This is a genomic window from Pseudomonas sp. AL10, assembly GCF_029960685.1.
Lineage (GTDB): Bacteria > Pseudomonadota > Gammaproteobacteria > Pseudomonadales > Pseudomonadaceae > Aquipseudomonas > Aquipseudomonas lactis.
Genome location: NZ_JASBQZ010000001.1, coordinates 401,462 through 416,919, shown reverse-complemented (window position 1 = coordinate 416,919; position 15,458 = coordinate 401,462). Strand labels below are relative to the sequence as shown.

Here is a 15,458-nt window from a genome sequence, read left to right as displayed (position 1 = left end):
TTGCGACGTCTAACGCCCACAATTACCCAGGAGTTACCCGATGAATGCTCGTCTGCTTGGTTTGGCCATGGTTGTTGGTTTGTCGCTGCCTGTGGCGGCGCAGGCGCAGATGCTGGCGCCGGGCTTGTGGGAATTGACCACCAGCAATATGAAAGTCGATAACCAGGACCTGCCGGACTTGTCGCTGATCCTCGGTCAGCTCAAGCAACAGATGACCCCTGAACAGCGCGCCATGCTCGAAAAGCAAGGCATCAACATGGCCGGTAAAGGCGTGCAGGTGTGCCTGACCCCGGCCCAGGTTGCCTCCGACTCGATCCCACTGACTGACCCTCAATCGGGCTGCAAGCAGGAAGTCACCGACAAGAGCGGCAACCAGTGGAAATTCCGCTTCAGTTGCCCGAAAGCCCAGGGTACTGGGGTAGCAACGTTCCAGAGCCAGAAAGAATTTACCACCAGCGTCAACGGTACGTTCAATGCCACCGGTATCCAGCAAAAAGGTAGCCTGGATAGCCATGCCCAGTGGCTGGGCAACGATTGCGGTACGGTCAAACCCCGCGCTTAACGCCCAAACTGCAGGGGCAAGCCCTGGCAACTGTTGACCACCTGGCCGTTGTGCCAGGCCAGGTGGCCGCTGACCAACGTTGTACTCACGCTGTGGCGAAAGCTGCGCTCTGCAAAGGGCGTCCAACCGCAGCGGGCGAGAACCGGTTGGCTGCTGACCGGCTTGCCGGCAGGCTCCGGTTTGATCAGTACCAGGTCGGCCCAATAGCCTTCACGCACGTAGCCGCGATCAGCAATGGCAAACAGGTCGGCCACGCGGTGGCTGGTCTTGGCGACCAATGTGGTGAGGGGCAAATGCCCGTCGGCCACCAATTCCAGTAACGCCGGCAAGGCATGCTGCACCAGGGGCAGCCCTGACGGTGCGTCACGATAGCCCAACTGTTTTTGCGCCCAGGTGTGCGGCGCATGATCAGTGCCAATCACATCCAGACGATCACTCAATAACGCCAGGCGCAGCGCGTCGCGGTCGGCGCGGGTCTTGATTGCCGGGTTGCATTTGATCTGGTGGCCGAGGCGGTGGTAATCACGGTCATCGAACAGCAGGTGGTGCAGGCAGACCTCGGCGGTGATGTGCTTGTCGGCCAGGGGCTTGTCTTCGAATAGCGCCAGTTCGCGAGCGCTGGTCAGGTGCAACACATGCAGGCGCGTGCCATGGCGTTTGGCCAATTCCACGGCAAACGATGACGAGCGATAACAGGCCTCGGCATCGCGGATCAGCGGATGAGCCACGGCGGGAATATGCTCGCCGAAGCGCTCGCGCAGGCGTTGCTCGTTGGCGAGGATGCTGGGTGTGTGTTCGCAGTGAGCGAGCAGGATGGTTGGCACCTCGGCAAACAGACGCTTCAGAATGCGCGGGTCGTCCACCAGCATATTGCCGGTAGAGGCGCCCATGAACACTTTGACCCCAGCCACTTCACGGGGGTCGAGGGCGGCGACGGTGTCGAGGTTGTCGTTGCTCACGCCAAAGTGAAAGCCGTAGTTGGCCACTGAGTGCAGTGCCGCACGGCGCTTTTTATCGGCCAGGGCTTCCAGGCTCAAAGTGGCCGGGTGAGTGTTGGGCATGTCCATGAAGCTGGTTATGCCACCGGCCACCGCCGCGCGGGACTCGCTGTAGAAGCTGCCTTTTTCCGGAGCGCCGGGTTCGCGAAAATGCACTTGGTCGTCGATCATCCCTGGCAGCAGCCACTGGCCGTTGGCATCGATTTCCACTGGTTCGTTATCGCCTTGAATGCTGGTGGCAATCTTCTCGATACGGCCATTGGCGATCAGTACGTCGGCGTCGAATACCTGGCCTTCGTTGACCAGGCGGGCGTTGCGGATCAGCAGGCGGCTCATGGTTCAGAACTCGTTTTGCAGGGCTTTGTAGCCGCGTACCAGGTCGACGTTGGTGCGTGCCACGTCTTCGGAAAACTCCGAGGCGCTGACACTCACCGGCGGAAACTGCGACAGATCCGTGTTGGGGCCGATACGCGTCGTGGAGGGCACGTAGAACGCGGCGGGCAGGTCGCGGCCGTCGACCACCGAGTTGTGGCGCACCACGCATCCATCGCCCACGGCGCAATTGAACAGCACGCTGTTGAAGCCAATAAACACGCGGTTGCCCACCGTACAGGGGCCGTGGACGATGGAGCGGTGAGCAATGGAGGTGAATTCGCCGATGGTCACCGCTGCGCCGGACTTGGAGTGGATGACCACGCCGTCCTGGATGTTGGAGTTGGCGCCGATGGTGATCGGGTCCATGGCGCCGCTGGCATCAACTTCGTCGGCGCGGATCACGGCGTAAGGGCCAACGAACACGTTCTCGCCGATGATGACTTTGCCGCAGATGATCGCGGTCTTGTCGACGTAGGCCGATTCGGCAATCACCGGCAGGTCGCCGGAAGGATTTTTGCGGATCATGGCTGGCTCAGTGCGGCGCACAGGGTGTTGAGGTTGTATTCGAACAGCCCGAGAAAGGTGCTGGCCGGGCCTTCTGCGGCGAGGGCGTCGGAGTACAGCGTGCCGCCGATCTGTGCGCCGCTTTCGTCAGCGATCTGCTTGAGCAGGCGTGAGTCTTTGATGTTTTCCATGAACACGGCTTTGACCTTGTCCTTGCGAATCTGGGTGATTAGCGCGGCAACTTCAGCAGCCGAAGGGTCACGTTCGGTGGACAAGCCCTGGGGCGCGAGGAACTGGATGCCATAGGCCTGGCCCAGGTAGCCGAAGGCGTCATGGGAGGTGACGATGCGGCGGTTACCCGGTGGCAGGGCGCCGAACTTGGCTTTGGCCTCTTCCAGCAGGCTATGGATTTGTTTGAGGTAGGCCTGGCTGTTGCGCAGGTAGGCGGTCTTGTTTGCCGGGTCGGCGGCCACCAGGGCCTTGGTGATGTTGCTCACATAGATCTCGGCATTGGCCAGGTTGTGCCAGGCATGCGGGTCGGGAATGGTTTCGCCATCCTCGTCCATGGTGTGGGAAATCACGCCTTTGCTGGCGGTGACCACCGTTGCCTTGGTTTCGGTGCTGGTGACCAGGCGGTCCAGCCACGGCTCGAAACCCAGGCCGTTCTTGATGATGACCTTGGCCTTGAGCAGTGCCTTGGCGTCATCCGGCGTGGGTTCATAGGTATGAGCATCGGCGTCCGGGCCGACCATGTTGCTGATCTGGATATGCTCCCCACCGATCTGGTGGGTGATGTCATCGAGAATACTGAAGCTGGTGACCACTTGGAGTTTGTCTGCCGCGTGAGCCATCGACAGCGGTAGCAGCAGACTGAACAGCACGAGTAGAGCGCGCATGGGGAAACACCTCATTGGGATGTGAGCAAAGGCGGGCGGCGCAACAAACCGTGCACCGGACCGAACACCACGGACAACAAATACCCAGCGCCCGCCACCAGCACGATTGCCGGCCCACTGGGCAGTGAGTAGTAGAACGACAGCAGTAAGCCCAACCACACCGACAGGCAGCCCAGCAGCGCCGATACTGCGATCAACACCGGCAGGCGTCGACTCCAGAAGCGTGAGGCGATGGCCGGCAACATCATCAAACCGACCACCATCAGCGCGCCGATGGCCTGGAAACCGATCACCAGGTTCAGCACCACCAGGGTCAGGAATACGCCATGGGCGAGGGGGCCGAGGCGGCTGACCGTTTGCAGGAACAGCGGGTCGAGGGTGTCCAATAGCAGCGGTTTGTAGATCAGCGCCATGGCGATCAGGCTGAAACCCGAAACCCAGAGCATGCCGGTCAGGGTGGTTTGATCCACGGCCAGGGCAGAGCCGAACAGCAGGTGCAGCAGGTCCAGGCGCTTGCCGGCAAGGCCCAGGATCAGCACGCCGGCGGCCAGAGAAATGGGGTAGATGGCCGCGAGGCTGGCGTCTTCGCGCAGCCCGGTGCGGCGGGTGATCCACGCAGCCAGGCCGGCCATACTCAGTCCCGCACCCAGGCCGCCGAGGGTCAGCGCGGGCAGGCTCAGGCCGGCGAACCAGAAACCCAGAGCGGCGCCGGGCAGGATGCCGTGGGCTACCGCATCACCGATCAGGCTCATGCGCCGCAGGATCAGAAACACCCCCAGCGGCGCGGTGCTGCAAGCGAGCACCAAACCGCCGATGAGTGCGCGGCGCATAAAAACGAACTCATGAAACGGCAGCCACAAGTGGGCAGTGAAGTGCATTCAGGCCACCTGCATCTGCGGTTGCGGGCGGATCAGCTCTTTGCTGGGGCCAAATAGGCAGCCGGTGTTTTTGATCTGCAGTACGTGCTGGGTGTGGTGACGCACGGAGGCCAGGTCATGGCAGACGATCACCAGGGTGCGGCCTTCGCTGTGCCAGGCATGGATGTGTTGCCAGCACAGCGCCTGGCCGTCCTCGTCGAGGGCTGCATGAGGTTCGTCGAGTAGCAGAACCGGCGCCTCGGCCAGGCTCATGCGTGCCAGCAGGGCGCGCTGCAATTCGCCGCCGGACAGTGCCATCAAGGGGCGGTGTTCCAGGCCAATCAGACACCAGTCTTCCAGCACCGCTTGCAGGCGTTGGCTGCGTTGTTGAGCGGTGTGTTGGGTGCCCCAAAAACCTGCAGCCACCAGTTCTTGCAGGCTGATAGGAAACTGGCGGTCCAAGTGTTGCTGCTGGGGCAAGAAGGCCAGGCCGCCACGGCGTGGAACATCCACGATGACTTTTCCCGCCAAAGGCTTTTGCAGGCCGGCGATGACTTTGAGCAGGCTGCTCTTGCCCGTGCCGTTGGCGCCGATGATGCCGGTGAGGCTGCCTTTTTGCAGGGTCAAATTCAGTGCCGGGGTGAGCGGTTGCCCGGGGGCACCCCAGCACAACGCGTTGCAGGTGATCATGCAGAAGCTCTCGTCCAGCGGCTTTCAGCCACGGCATCGTGCGCGTGCAGGCTTTCGGCGTGGATCACTTTGAGGTGGAAGGCGTTGATGGCATCCGAGCGTTTCAAGGCGAGGTGTAGGCGGCGAGCGGCGTCTTCGCAGAACATCAGGTTCTGCCCGTTGGCCAGGGCGAAGGCTTGTTCGTCTGCGCGTTTCACCGCGGTTTGTACGGCGGTGCCGAGCGCGGCTTCGGCAGCGTTGATCAAGTCGACTATCGGCAGGTCAGTACCTTGCAACTGAACGTGCAACTGCGCGCTGCTGCGTTGGCTATGGGGTGTGGCGACGATGCCGTTGGCACTGCCAAGCCAGGCCAGCACCGCTTCGTGCTGCAACGGCGTATTGGCGAAATCATCGACAAATTGCTGCTGAATCAACTGCCTGGCGAGGGCGGCGGAGCAAGGGCAGGTTGAGGAATAAGTAACGTCAATTTTTAGTTCCACGTGGAACATCTGGTTTTCCAGGCGCGCTTCGATGCTCACGGGGTAGGTCTTCCAGCCGGCTAATGGGCTGACCAGGGCAGGGCGTTTAAGCAGCAGCTGGGTGTGGATGCGCAGGTATGCGTTCTTAGATAAACCTTCATGTGTGTCGAGAAAACGCTGCAGTACATTACGCAGCAGTGCCGATGTCAGCGGCTGTTGATCAAGCATTTCCAGGGCCAGGTACAGGCGTGACATATGAATGCCACGGGCCGTGCCGTCGTCCAGGCTTACACCCGCGTCGGCGGTGGCGGTCAGGTGTTGACCGTCAATCAGGATCGGCAAGGCGATGCCGCACATCCCCACCCAGTCGAGTGGCAAGGCTTGGCGTGAAGCCTGCGCGGCGATATCCGGCAGAGTCAGCGCGTTCATAAGCAGGTCCATCGTTGGAAATAATTCGACATGTTATAGTATAACAATACGAGCTACGATGAATTTTCTGCTCCAGCCTTTGTTCAGTCATATCGAGTAGGGACGCTCCTTTATCTGCGGTATATGTCATGCACAGACGTCAGCTCCTTAACCTGCTGCTGGTCAGCCCTCTGTTCACCTTGCCTTTGGGGGCTTACGCCACACAGATTCGTAATGCACGCCTGTGGCGCTCGGACGATAAGCTGCGCCTGGTGTTCGACCTCAGCGGCCCGGTGCAATACAAGACCTTTTCCCTGACCTCACCGGACCGCTTGATCATCGACTTGAGTGGAGCCGGGCTCAGCGGCGACTTTTCCCAATTGGCGTTGAAGAACAGTGGGATTACCTCGATCCGTTCCGGGCATTTCGGCAAGAGCGATACGCGCATCGTGCTGGACCTGGTCGAGCCCATGCAGCTCAACAGCTTCGTGCTGCCGCCCCAGGATGGCCCAAGGCCATCGCCTGGTGCTGGATTTGACCAACGCGACCCGTGCGCCCCGTCAAATCGCCGCAGAGCCGGCACCCTTGGTGACGCCGGTAGACAAGGCGCATCCCAAGCGCGACATCATCGTGGTGGTCGACCCCGGCCATGGCGGCAAAGACCCAGGTGCGATTGGCTCCAAGGGCCAGCGCGAAAAAGATGTGGTGCTGTCGATTGCTCAGTTGTTGGCTAAACGCTTGAAGCGCGAAAAGGGTTTTGACGTAAAACTGGTGCGCAACGACGACTTCTTCGTGCCACTGCGTAAGCGCGTGGACATCGCCCGTCAGCACAAGGCCGATATGTTTATCTCAGTGCATGCCGACGCCGCGCCACGGCTGACCGCGTCGGGCGCCTCGGTGTATGCGTTGTCGGAAGGGGGCGCTACTTCGGCTACGGCACGTTTCATGGCCCAGCGCGAAAATGGCGCCGACTTGCTGGGCGCCACCACCTTGCTCAATCTGAAGGACAAGGACCCGATGCTGGCCGGGGTCATTCTCGACATGTCGATGAATGCGACCATCGCCTCCAGCCTGCAACTGGGCAGCTCGGTATTGGGCAGCCTGCAGAACATCACCAGCCTGCATCAGAAACGTGTGGAGCAGGCCGGGTTCGCCGTGCTCAAGTCACCGGACGTACCCTCGATTCTGGTGGAGACCGGGTTCATCTCCAATGCGCGCGACGCCCAGCGGCTGGTGACGGTGCGTCATCAACAGGCGGTGGCGGATGGTCTTTTCGAAGGCCTCAAACGTTACTTTCAGAAGAACCCACCCATGAACAGCTACATGGCCTGGGTGCAGGCGCAGAAAAACAGCCAGGTCTAACAGCCGGTCATTCGGCTGCAAGTGAACTTGGCGCTGGCGCCCCCTGAGCTGGAAAACCGGTTAAGGGTGGTCCAGCCCACGCGCCGCGTGTAGCCGACCCACGCCTCGCCATCCGATGCCAGCCCGGTAAAGATCGTCAGTTGCCCATACCGGCTGTTGGTCTGCGCCCAATAGCGTTTGCCGATCACTTCGAATCCGCGCAGGTAAGTGGTGCTGCCGACGGTCGCCACGCTATAGGCATTGCCCAACGGGTCCACACACGCCAGCAGGTTGGCGCTGCGTGTGCACTTGGCCAACAGGCTGGGTGCCTGGGCGCAGGCAGGCCCGGCGACTGCCAATAGCAGCGCGCACAGCAGGTATTTCATCGAGGTTCTCAACATAGGCAGGTGACCCAGCATTGCGCCCTTCGTCACGGCGAGCAAGAGGGATTGGCTTATTTGTATTGTTATACTATAACATAAAAGCACAGCCCGACCCGCGAACCGCTTCCCATGACCGAACACGATCTTTTGGCCCAACCAGCGGCCGACTACATGAACGAGGCCCAGCAGCGTTTTTTCCGCGAACTGTTGCTGGCTCAGCGCGATGACTTGCAAGCCCGTATCGATGCTGAGTTCCAGGCACTGCGCGAGCAGGAAACCAACAGCGACCTGGCGGATATCGGCAGTGCCGAAGAACAACGCCAGTGGCAATTGCGCCTGCTGGAACGCGAAAAGAAGCTGTTGGACAAGATCGACGACGCCCTGGAGTTGCTGGCCCGTGGCGAATACGGCTGGTGCCGTGAAACCGGCGAACCCATCGGCCTGCAACGCCTGCTGCTGCGCCCCACCGCCACCTTGTGTATCGAAGCCAAAGAACGTGAAGAGCTGCGCGAACGCCATAAACGGGCAGTTTGACCGGCCAACCTTGATGAGGAATACCTGATGCCCAATCGTCTCCCTGTGACCGTGTTGTCCGGCTTTCTCGGCGCCGGTAAAAGTACGCTGCTCAACTATGTCCTGCGCAACCGCGACAACCTGCGAGTGGCGGTGATCGTCAACGACATGAGCGAAATCAACATCGACGGCAGCGAAGTGCAGCGTGATGTCACGCTCAATCGATCGGAAGAAAAGCTGGTGGAGATGAGCAATGGCTGCATCTGCTGCACCTTGCGCGAAGACTTGCTTGAAGAGGTAGGAAAGCTCGCCAAGGAAGGCCGGTTCGATTACCTGCTGATCGAATCCACCGGTATTTCCGAACCTTTGCCCGTGGCCGAAACCTTCACTTTTCGCGATGAAAACGAGCAAAGCCTGGCCGACATTGCACGCCTGGACACCATGGTCACTGTGGTCGACGGTATGAATTTCCTGCTCGACTACCAGGCTGCCGAAAGCCTGGCTTCACGGGGCGAAACCCTCGGTGAAGAAGATGAACGTTCCATCACCGACCTGTTGATCGAACAGATCGAATTCGCCGACGTCATCCTGATCAGCAAGATCGACCTGATCAGCAGCCGCGAACGCGAAGAACTGATGGCCATCCTCGAGCGCCTCAACGCCCAGGCGGAAATCATCCCGATGGTCATGGGCGAAGTGCCGCTGAACAAGATCCTCAACACCGGCCGTTTCGACTTTGAGCGCGCCGCCCAAGCCCCGGGCTGGTTGCAGGAATTGCGCGGTGAGCATGTGCCGGAAACCGAGGAATACGGCATAGCGTCCACCGCTTACCGTGCGCGCCGGCCCTTCCATCCACAGCGGTTTTTCGACTTTATCGACCGCCCCTGGGTCAACGGCAAGCTGTTGCGCTCCAAAGGTTTCTTCTGGTTGGCCAGCAAACATCAGGATGCGGGCAGTTGGTCCCAGGCGGGTGGCTTGATGCGTCATGGGTTTGCCGGGCGTTGGTGGCGCTTTGTGCCGAAAAGCCAGTGGCCGCAGGACGAAGAAAGCGTGGCGGCGATCATGGCCAACTGGCAATTGAGTACCGGTGACTGCCGCCAGGAACTGGTGTTTATCGGGCAAAACATCGACTTTGCCCAGATGCGTACCGAGCTGGACGCCTGCTTGCTCAACGATGAGGAAATGGCCCTGGGTGTCGAAGGTTGGCGCCAGCTGCCCGACCCGTTTGGCCCTTGGTATGAGCAGGTCGCCTGATGTTGGCCCCGGTCATCCCCCTGCGCCCCGTCATCCGCCAGACACATGGGGAAACGCCGCTGGCGCTGTCCGATATCCTCAATGACGGCGTCAACCTGGCAATCTGGCAGCGCCAACTGCCCCTGCATATCGCTGAGTTTGGCGCTTTGCTGGTGGCGCTCAATGAACCGTTGGCCGAGTCCTTGGTGGTCGAGTTGGTTAGCGAAGACTCCGTGCCGAACTTGCAGGGTTTGGCGTCCAGTTGTCGCGATCTTGAAGGCTACGATGGGTTTATCGCCGATGTGTCGTGGCTGGTCAGTGCATTCGCCTGCCTGCTGGGCGCCAAGCGCATCGGCGTGCGTCTACGGCTATTGGACAAGGCCATGTGCCCGCGTTTTCACGTCGATCACGTACCGGTTCGGCTGATCACCACCTACGCCGGTATCGGCAGCCAATGGTTGCGTGAAGGCGTCATGGACCGGCGCGCATTGAGCCAGGTGGATGCCGAGCCCACGGAGCGCATCGAGCAGATCCATTGCGGTGAGGTGGCGCTGCTCAAAGGCACCAAATGGCACGGCAATGAAGGGCATGGCCTGATCCACCGCTCGCCGGCGCTCAAGGCCGATGAGCGACGGTTGATCCTGACGCTGGATTGGCTGGCATAACCGCGTAGGATCAAACGCTCTAAACGGCCTGAACCATGCCTCTTATGCTGCAGAACATTCCTACCCATGTGATTGCCGGGCCCTTGGGCGCCGGCAAGACCAGCCTGATCAAGCACCTGCTTGCCCAGCGCCCGGCCAACGAGCGCTGGGCGGTGCTGATCAACGAGTTCGGCCAGATCGGCCTGGACGCAGCCCTACTCACACAAGACGATGAAGGTATCGCCTTGGGTGAGGTGGCGGGCGGCTGTTTGTGCTGTGTGAACGGTGCACCATTCCAGGTAGGGCTGGGCCGTTTGTTGCGTAAGGCCAAGCCGGATCGGCTGTTTATCGAGCCCTCAGGCTTGGGCCATCCAGCGCAATTGCTCAAGCAACTGCGGCAGGCACCATGGCAAGGCGTGCTGGCCGTGCAGCCTTGCGTGCTGGTACTCGATGCCCAGGCTCTGGCGGCCGGCAAGCCGTTGCCGCAGGCACAACAGGAGGCGTTGACCAGTGCCGGCCTGCTGGTGCTGAACAAGGACGAGACGCTGACCGCAGCGCAACGTCAGGCGATTGAAGCGCAATTACCCGATTGCCCGCTCCATTGGACACGCCAGGCGCAACTGCCACTCGACCGGTTGCCCGGTTTGAAAGCACAGGCCCAAGTAGCTGTGGATAATTTCGGCGTTCCTGAAGCGGTGGGGCAAATGCCGGCGATCTGGAGCGACCCGGGGCTGCCGATCTGTCTGAGTCAGAGCCAGGAGGGCGGCTGGAGCATCGGCTGGCGCTGGCACCCAAGCCAGCGATTCGATGTTAGCCGTCTGCATCAGTGGCTATCGAGTTTGGGCTGGCGCCGGGCCAAATTGGTTATCCACAGTGTTGACGGCTGGGTGTCCGCCAACGCGGTGGATAACAGTCCACTGCACTGGCAACCCAGCGCTTGGCGGCGCGATTCACGTGTTGAATTGATCTTCAGCGCACCACAGGACGTGGCCGCATTGCAGAGCGCCCTGGCAGCCTGCCGTTACTGATGTTTCTTGCTGGCGTGGTCCTGGCGCCACTGGCTCAATTCGATGATCTCGGCGCTGGGCAGCGGCTCTTTGGTTTCGAACGGGTAGGGCGCCAGTTCGATCTGCGCGCTGTGGGCGCCGAATTGGGTGATGACCCCGGCATGCCGGGTTTCGCCGGTTACCGTAAACTCGAAATTATAGATGCGCGCCAGGCGTCGACGGCCATTGGCATCCTTGACGAAACCGATGCGTTTGAGCGCCACGGCACCGTCAAGCAGCTCGATATCGAGCTTGGCGCAATGCTGCTTGACCCGCGCCAACGCCCGTTCACGCAGGCCGTGGTTGTGCCAAACCCAGGCGGCGCCGGTGGCCAGCAGCATCAAGACGAAGATGTTTCCCAGGGTCAGCATTCCATGAACTCCAACAAAGTGAGCGCAGCTTAACTGTGTCGCCGGTCTGTCGTACAGGCTGCGTTTAGTCGCATACTGCTCGGCCAGAAATTCAACGGTTTTACGGAAATCTCCCGCATGAAACGTACACCTCACCTGCTTGCGATCCAGTCTCATGTGGTCTTCGGCCACGCCGGAAACAGCGCCGCCGTGTTCCCCATGCAACGGGTCGGGGTGAACGTCTGGCCGCTCAACACGGTGCAGTTCTCCAACCACACACAGTATGGACAGTGGGCGGGCGAAGTGTTGGCGCCGCAGCAAATTCCTGCGCTGGTAGAGGGTATTGCCGCGATTGGTGAGCTGGGCAATTGTGATGCGGTGCTGTCCGGATACCTGGGCAGTGCAGACCAGGGCCGCGCCATCCTCAGCGGTGTGGCGCGCATCAAGGCGATCAACCCCAAGGCGCTGTACCTGTGCGACCCGGTGATGGGCCACCCGGAAAAGGGCTGCATCGTGCCGCAGGAGGTCAGCGATTTCCTTTTGGATGAGGCTGCCGCCATGGCGGACTTCCTGTGCCCCAACCAACTGGAGTTGGACAGCTTTGCCGGGCGCAAGCCGCAATCGCTGTTCGATTGCCTGGCGATGGCCAAGGCATTGCTGGCGCGTGGGCCCAAGGCGGTGCTGGTCAAGCACCTGGATTACCCAGGCAAACTGCCAGAAGGGTTTGAAATGCTGTTGGTGACGGCTGATGGCAGTTGGCACTTACGTCGACCGCTGCTGGCGTTTCCGCGTCAGCCAGTGGGCGTGGGCGACCTGACGTCCGGCCTGTTCCTGGCGCGGGTACTGTTGGGCGATAGCCTGGTGGCCGCTTTTGAGTTCACCGCTGCGGCCGTGCATGAAGTGCTGCTGGAAACCCAGGCCTGCGCCAGTTATGAACTGGAACTGGTGCGGGCCCAGGACCGTATTGCCCATCCGCGTGTGCGCTTCGAAGCCACACCGATCAGCCTGTAATGACACAGATCCCAATGTGGGAGCGGGCTTGCCCGCGATGACGGAGTCTCAGTCAAAGAGATGTCGACTGAACCACTGCTATCGCGGGCAAGCCCGCTCCCACACTTTTTTGAGTTGATTCACCGCTTGGAGTTTACGGCGCGTCTGCTTTGATTTCCCGGTAGCGCTTTTCCAATTCCTGGCGAATCTGCCGACGCTGCTGGGCCTGCACAAAGCGGCGCTTGTCTTCGCTGTTCTGCGGCTGCAACGGTGGTACAGCGGCAGGTTTGCGCTGGTCGTCCACGGCCACCATGGTGAAGAAGCAGCTGTTGGTATGGCGCACCGAGCGCTCACGGATGTTCTCGGTCACCACCTTGATGCCCACTTCCATCGACGTATTGCCGGTGTAGTTGACTGACGCCAGGAAGGTCACCAGTTCACCGACATGGATCGGCTCGCGAAAGATCACCTGGTCCACCGACAGCGTGACCACATAACGACCGGCATAACGGCTGGCGCAGGCGTAGGCCACTTCGTCGAGGTACTTGAGCAGCGTGCCGCCGTGCACATTGCCAGAGAAGTTGGCCATGTCAGGGGTCATCAGTACCGTCATCGACAGCTGGGCGTTTCCGGGTTCCATAGCACACTCACGGGTTGTAGGCATTGGTTGGGGGGGAAGGCACCTCTGCGGGTACTCAAAGTCTTTGCAGCGCCATCCCTAACGGGACGCCGTCAGGCGGCTTGCCGTCACGCGCGCAGCGATCTGTTTCCATATATTGCACCGGCTTTCCAGCAGAAGTCGCGGTGTTACCCTTCAAAAGCCCTTCTCAGGGCTTTTCTTACGATCAAGGCAGACTTTTCCGACCCTTCAAAGGCGCGGCCGGAAGTGGGAAAAGTGCCGGCACCCTCAAGGAGCCCCTCGCCATGCACGCCATCAGCTTTATCCAGGACTTGGCCGTGATCATGCTGGTGGCAGGGGTGGTCACCATCCTGTTTCACCGCTTCAAGCAGCCGGTGGTGTTGGGCTACATCGTCGCCGGCTTCATTATCGGCCCCCACACCCCGCCGTTTGGCCTGATCCACGACGAAGACACGATCAAGACCCTGGCCGAGTTGGGGGTTATCTTCCTGATGTTCTGTCTGGGCTTGGAATTCAGCCTGCGCAAGCTATTCAAGGTAGGAGCTACGGCGTTTATCGCGGCGTTCCTGGAAATCGTGCTGATGATCTGGATCGGCTACGAGATCGGCCGCTGGTTCGACTGGAGCACCATGGACTCGCTGTTCCTCGGTGCGATCCTGGCGATCTCCTCGACCACCATTATCGTCAAGGCCCTCAACGACCTGAAGATGAAAGACCAGCGGTTCGCCCAGCTGATTTTCGGCGTGCTGATTGTCGAGGACATCCTGGGTATCGGCATCATTGCCTTGCTGTCGAGCATTGCCGTCAGTGGCACGGTCAGCTCCGGCGAGGTGTTCTCCACGGTCGGCAAGCTCTCGTTGTTCATGATCGTCGCCCTGGTGATTGGTATTTTGCTGGTGCCGCGCCTGCTGGCCTATGTGGCCAAGTTCGAAAGCAACGAGATGCTGCTGATCACCGTGTTGGGCCTGTGTTTCGGTTTCTGCCTGCTGGTGGTGAAGTTGGAATACAGCATGGTGCTCGGGGCCTTTCTGATTGGCGCGATCATGGCTGAATCCCGCCAGTTGATTAAGATCGAGGGCCTGATCGAGCCCGTTCGCGACATGTTCAGCGCAATTTTCTTCGTGGCGATTGGCTTGATGATCGACCCGCAGATCCTGCTGCAATACGCCTGGCCCATTGCAGTGATCACCGTGGCCGTGGTGCTGGGCAAGATGCTGTCTTGCGGGCTGGGCGCGTTTATCGCCGGCAACGATGGTCGCACCTCGCTGCGGGTGGGTATGGGGCTGTCACAAATTGGCGAGTTTTCTTTCATCATCGCGGCGCTGGGGATGACCCTGCAGGTCACCAGCGACTTTCTGTACCCCGTGGCGGTGGCCGTTTCGGCGATCACCACGCTGCTCACGCCCTACCTGATTCGTGGCGCGGACCCACTGTCGTTGAAGATCGCGGCGGTGATGCCCAAGCGTATGAGCCGAGTGTTCGGCATGTATGGCGAATGGCTGCGCAGCATTTCGCCTCAGGGCGAGGGGGCGATGTTGGCCGCGATGATCCGCAAGATCATCCTGCAGGTCGGGGTAAACCTGGCGTTGGTGATCGCGATCTTCTTTGCCGGCAGCTTTTTCGCGGAGCGCATCGGTGGGTATCTGGAGGGCTGGGTCAGCGATCAGAGCTGGCAGAAGGCGTTGATCTGGGGCGGGGCGCTGCTGGTGTCGTTGCCGTTTCTGATTGCGGCGTATCGCAAGCTCAAGGCGTTGTCGATGCTGCTGGCGGAGATGAGCGTGAAGCCGGAAATGGCCGGACGGCATACCCAGCGTGTGCGACGGGTGATTGCCGAGCTGATCCCGATCTTGTCGCTGCTGGTAATCTTCCTGCTATTGGCAGCCTTGTCGGCCAGTATTCTGCCGACCAACAAGTTGCTGGTGCTGATTGCCGTGGTCACGGCGGCCGTGGCTGCAGTGCTCTGGCGCTGGTTTATCCGTGTGCATACGCGGATGCAGGTTGCGTTGCTGGAGACGCTGGATAACCACAAGGATACACAGTAGAGCGAGCTTGCTCGCGAAGATTGTTAACGATAACGCGGGAAACCTGACACAAAGCGGCGCCCTCAGGTTTCTCGCGAGCAAGCTCGGCTTCTACAAGGGACTCAGCTTTCCAGCCAGACGTCCCGCGCCCAGTGCCACACCGATTCCCAGGTTTCTTCCTGGACGAGTTCTTCTTCGGCAGACCACAACACCACGGTGCCGTCTTCTTCGACGCAGTAGTAGTCATCGCCGTCCTGGCAGATAGGGATCAGGCTGCGATCAACACCGGCATCCCAGGCGTTGGCGGCAACGTCAGGCAGGTAGGTGTGGGACTGCGGGTCGGTGACGGTCACTGGCTCCAGGCTGCCATAGACCACGTCACTGACGGTCAGCAGGAATTCGCGGAAGACAAAGGGGATGTCGATGAACAGTTGTTCTTCGATTTCCACCAGTTGGTCTTCGTCAGGCAGCTCCAAAGGAACCGGGACCGGTTCGTTGGCTTCACGCAGTTGTTCGATGATTTCTTCCACGGCCGGGATCCTCTTGCTA

General features: G+C 60.4%; 17 protein-coding genes and 1 pseudogene. 8 read left to right on the top strand and 10 right to left on the bottom strand.

The window, feature by feature from the left end; all coding sequences use genetic code 11:
- Positions 1-40: 40 nt before the first annotated feature.
- Positions 41-562, top strand: a complete 522-nt coding sequence (locus QK296_RS01945) for a DUF3617 domain-containing protein (protein ID WP_003195781.1) — start codon at positions 41-43, stop codon at positions 560-562.
- On the opposite strand, the gene QK296_RS01940 is transcribed toward QK296_RS01945, so the two are convergent.
- The 6 genes from QK296_RS01940 to folE2 are packed head-to-tail and all read right to left on the bottom strand — an operon-like array spanning position 559 to position 5,769.
- The gene (locus QK296_RS01940) at positions 559-1,896 is read right to left on the bottom strand and encodes a dihydroorotase (protein WP_282390541.1); all 1,338 of its coding nucleotides are present in this window, start codon (positions 1,894-1,896) and stop codon (positions 559-561) included. The two genes, QK296_RS01945 and QK296_RS01940, sit on opposite strands and share 4 nt — an antisense overlap.
- Positions 1,897-1,899: 3 nt before the next feature.
- Entirely contained in the window at positions 1,900-2,460 is a 561-nt protein-coding gene (locus tag QK296_RS01935) for a DapH/DapD/GlmU-related protein (protein ID WP_003195776.1), read from the bottom strand.
- Positions 2,457-3,335: a metal ABC transporter substrate-binding protein gene (locus QK296_RS01930; RefSeq protein WP_003195774.1), complete on the bottom strand. Its 879-nt coding sequence runs from the start codon at positions 3,333-3,335 to the stop codon at positions 2,457-2,459. The genes QK296_RS01935 and QK296_RS01930 overlap by 4 nt, the downstream gene beginning before the upstream one ends.
- Before the next feature lie 11 nt (positions 3,336-3,346).
- Positions 3,347-4,213, bottom strand: a complete 867-nt coding sequence (locus tag QK296_RS01925; protein WP_003195772.1) for a metal ABC transporter permease — start codon at positions 4,211-4,213, stop codon at positions 3,347-3,349.
- Positions 4,214-4,882 (bottom strand): ATP-binding cassette domain-containing protein, encoded by a 669-nt coding sequence (locus QK296_RS01920; protein ID WP_003195770.1) that lies wholly within the window; start codon positions 4,880-4,882, stop codon positions 4,214-4,216.
- Positions 4,879-5,769, bottom strand: coding sequence for a GTP cyclohydrolase FolE2 (gene folE2 / locus QK296_RS01915; protein ID WP_057710621.1), 891 nt, complete (start codon positions 5,767-5,769; stop codon positions 4,879-4,881). Before folE2 ends, QK296_RS01920 begins: the two co-directional genes overlap by 4 nt.
- A 128-nt stretch (positions 5,770-5,897) precedes the next feature.
- Between folE2 and QK296_RS01910 the strand changes: the two are divergent.
- Positions 5,898-7,110 (top strand): annotated as a pseudogene (locus QK296_RS01910) (N-acetylmuramoyl-L-alanine amidase).
- On the opposite strand, the gene QK296_RS01905 reads toward QK296_RS01910, so the two are convergent.
- Entirely contained in the window at positions 7,107-7,475 is a 369-nt protein-coding gene (locus tag QK296_RS01905; RefSeq protein ID WP_282390540.1) for a glutamine synthetase, read from the bottom strand. The pseudogene QK296_RS01910 and the gene QK296_RS01905 overlap by 4 nt on opposite strands.
- A 126-nt stretch (positions 7,476-7,601) precedes the next feature.
- Here QK296_RS01905 and dksA point away from each other — a divergent pair, with 126 nt between their 5' ends.
- Genes dksA through QK296_RS01885 form a run of 4 tightly spaced genes read left to right on the top strand, consistent with a single transcriptional unit; the run spans position 7,602 to position 10,890 of the window.
- Positions 7,602-8,006: an RNA polymerase-binding protein DksA gene (dksA, locus tag QK296_RS01900; RefSeq protein ID WP_003195761.1), complete on the top strand. Its 405-nt coding sequence runs from the start codon at positions 7,602-7,604 to the stop codon at positions 8,004-8,006.
- A gap of 27 nt (positions 8,007-8,033) precedes the next feature.
- Positions 8,034-9,239 carry a zinc metallochaperone GTPase ZigA gene (zigA, locus tag QK296_RS01895; protein WP_003195759.1) on the top strand — a complete coding sequence of 402 codons (1,206 nt, stop codon included), beginning with the start codon at positions 8,034-8,036 and terminating at the stop codon, positions 9,237-9,239.
- Positions 9,239-9,883 (top strand): DUF1826 domain-containing protein, encoded by a 645-nt coding sequence (locus tag QK296_RS01890; RefSeq protein ID WP_137204665.1) that lies wholly within the window; start codon positions 9,239-9,241, stop codon positions 9,881-9,883. The genes zigA and QK296_RS01890 overlap by 1 nt, the downstream gene beginning before the upstream one ends.
- A 44-nt stretch (positions 9,884-9,927) precedes the next feature.
- On the top strand, positions 9,928-10,890 hold the full coding sequence (locus tag QK296_RS01885) for a CobW family GTP-binding protein (RefSeq protein ID WP_094773986.1): 963 nt from the start codon (positions 9,928-9,930) through the stop codon (positions 10,888-10,890).
- On the opposite strand, the gene QK296_RS01880 is transcribed toward QK296_RS01885, so the two are convergent.
- Entirely contained in the window at positions 10,884-11,279 is a 396-nt protein-coding gene (locus tag QK296_RS01880) for a DUF3301 domain-containing protein (RefSeq protein ID WP_003195752.1), read from the bottom strand. The two genes, QK296_RS01885 and QK296_RS01880, sit on opposite strands and share 7 nt — an antisense overlap.
- Positions 11,280-11,396: 117 nt before the next feature.
- Between QK296_RS01880 and pdxY the strand changes: the two genes are divergently transcribed.
- Positions 11,397-12,269, top strand: coding sequence for a pyridoxal kinase PdxY (gene pdxY, locus QK296_RS01875; protein WP_003195749.1), 873 nt, complete (start codon positions 11,397-11,399; stop codon positions 12,267-12,269).
- Between the two features lie 133 nt (positions 12,270-12,402).
- Here the strand turns inward: pdxY and QK296_RS01870 are convergent, their stop codons facing one another.
- Positions 12,403-12,888 carry an acyl-CoA thioesterase gene (locus tag QK296_RS01870; protein ID WP_003195747.1) on the bottom strand — a complete coding sequence of 162 codons (486 nt, stop codon included), beginning with the start codon at positions 12,886-12,888 and terminating at the stop codon, positions 12,403-12,405.
- A 284-nt stretch (positions 12,889-13,172) separates the two neighbouring features.
- Here QK296_RS01870 and QK296_RS01865 point away from each other — a divergent pair, with 284 nt between their 5' ends.
- Positions 13,173-14,930, top strand: a complete 1,758-nt coding sequence (locus QK296_RS01865; RefSeq protein ID WP_003195744.1) for a cation:proton antiporter — start codon at positions 13,173-13,175, stop codon at positions 14,928-14,930.
- 101 nt (positions 14,931-15,031) lie between these two features.
- Here QK296_RS01865 and QK296_RS01860 read toward each other — a convergent pair whose 3' ends face one another.
- Positions 15,032-15,439, bottom strand: a complete 408-nt coding sequence (locus tag QK296_RS01860) for an SMI1/KNR4 family protein (RefSeq protein ID WP_003195742.1) — start codon at positions 15,437-15,439, stop codon at positions 15,032-15,034.
- Positions 15,440-15,458 lie beyond the last annotated feature (19 nt).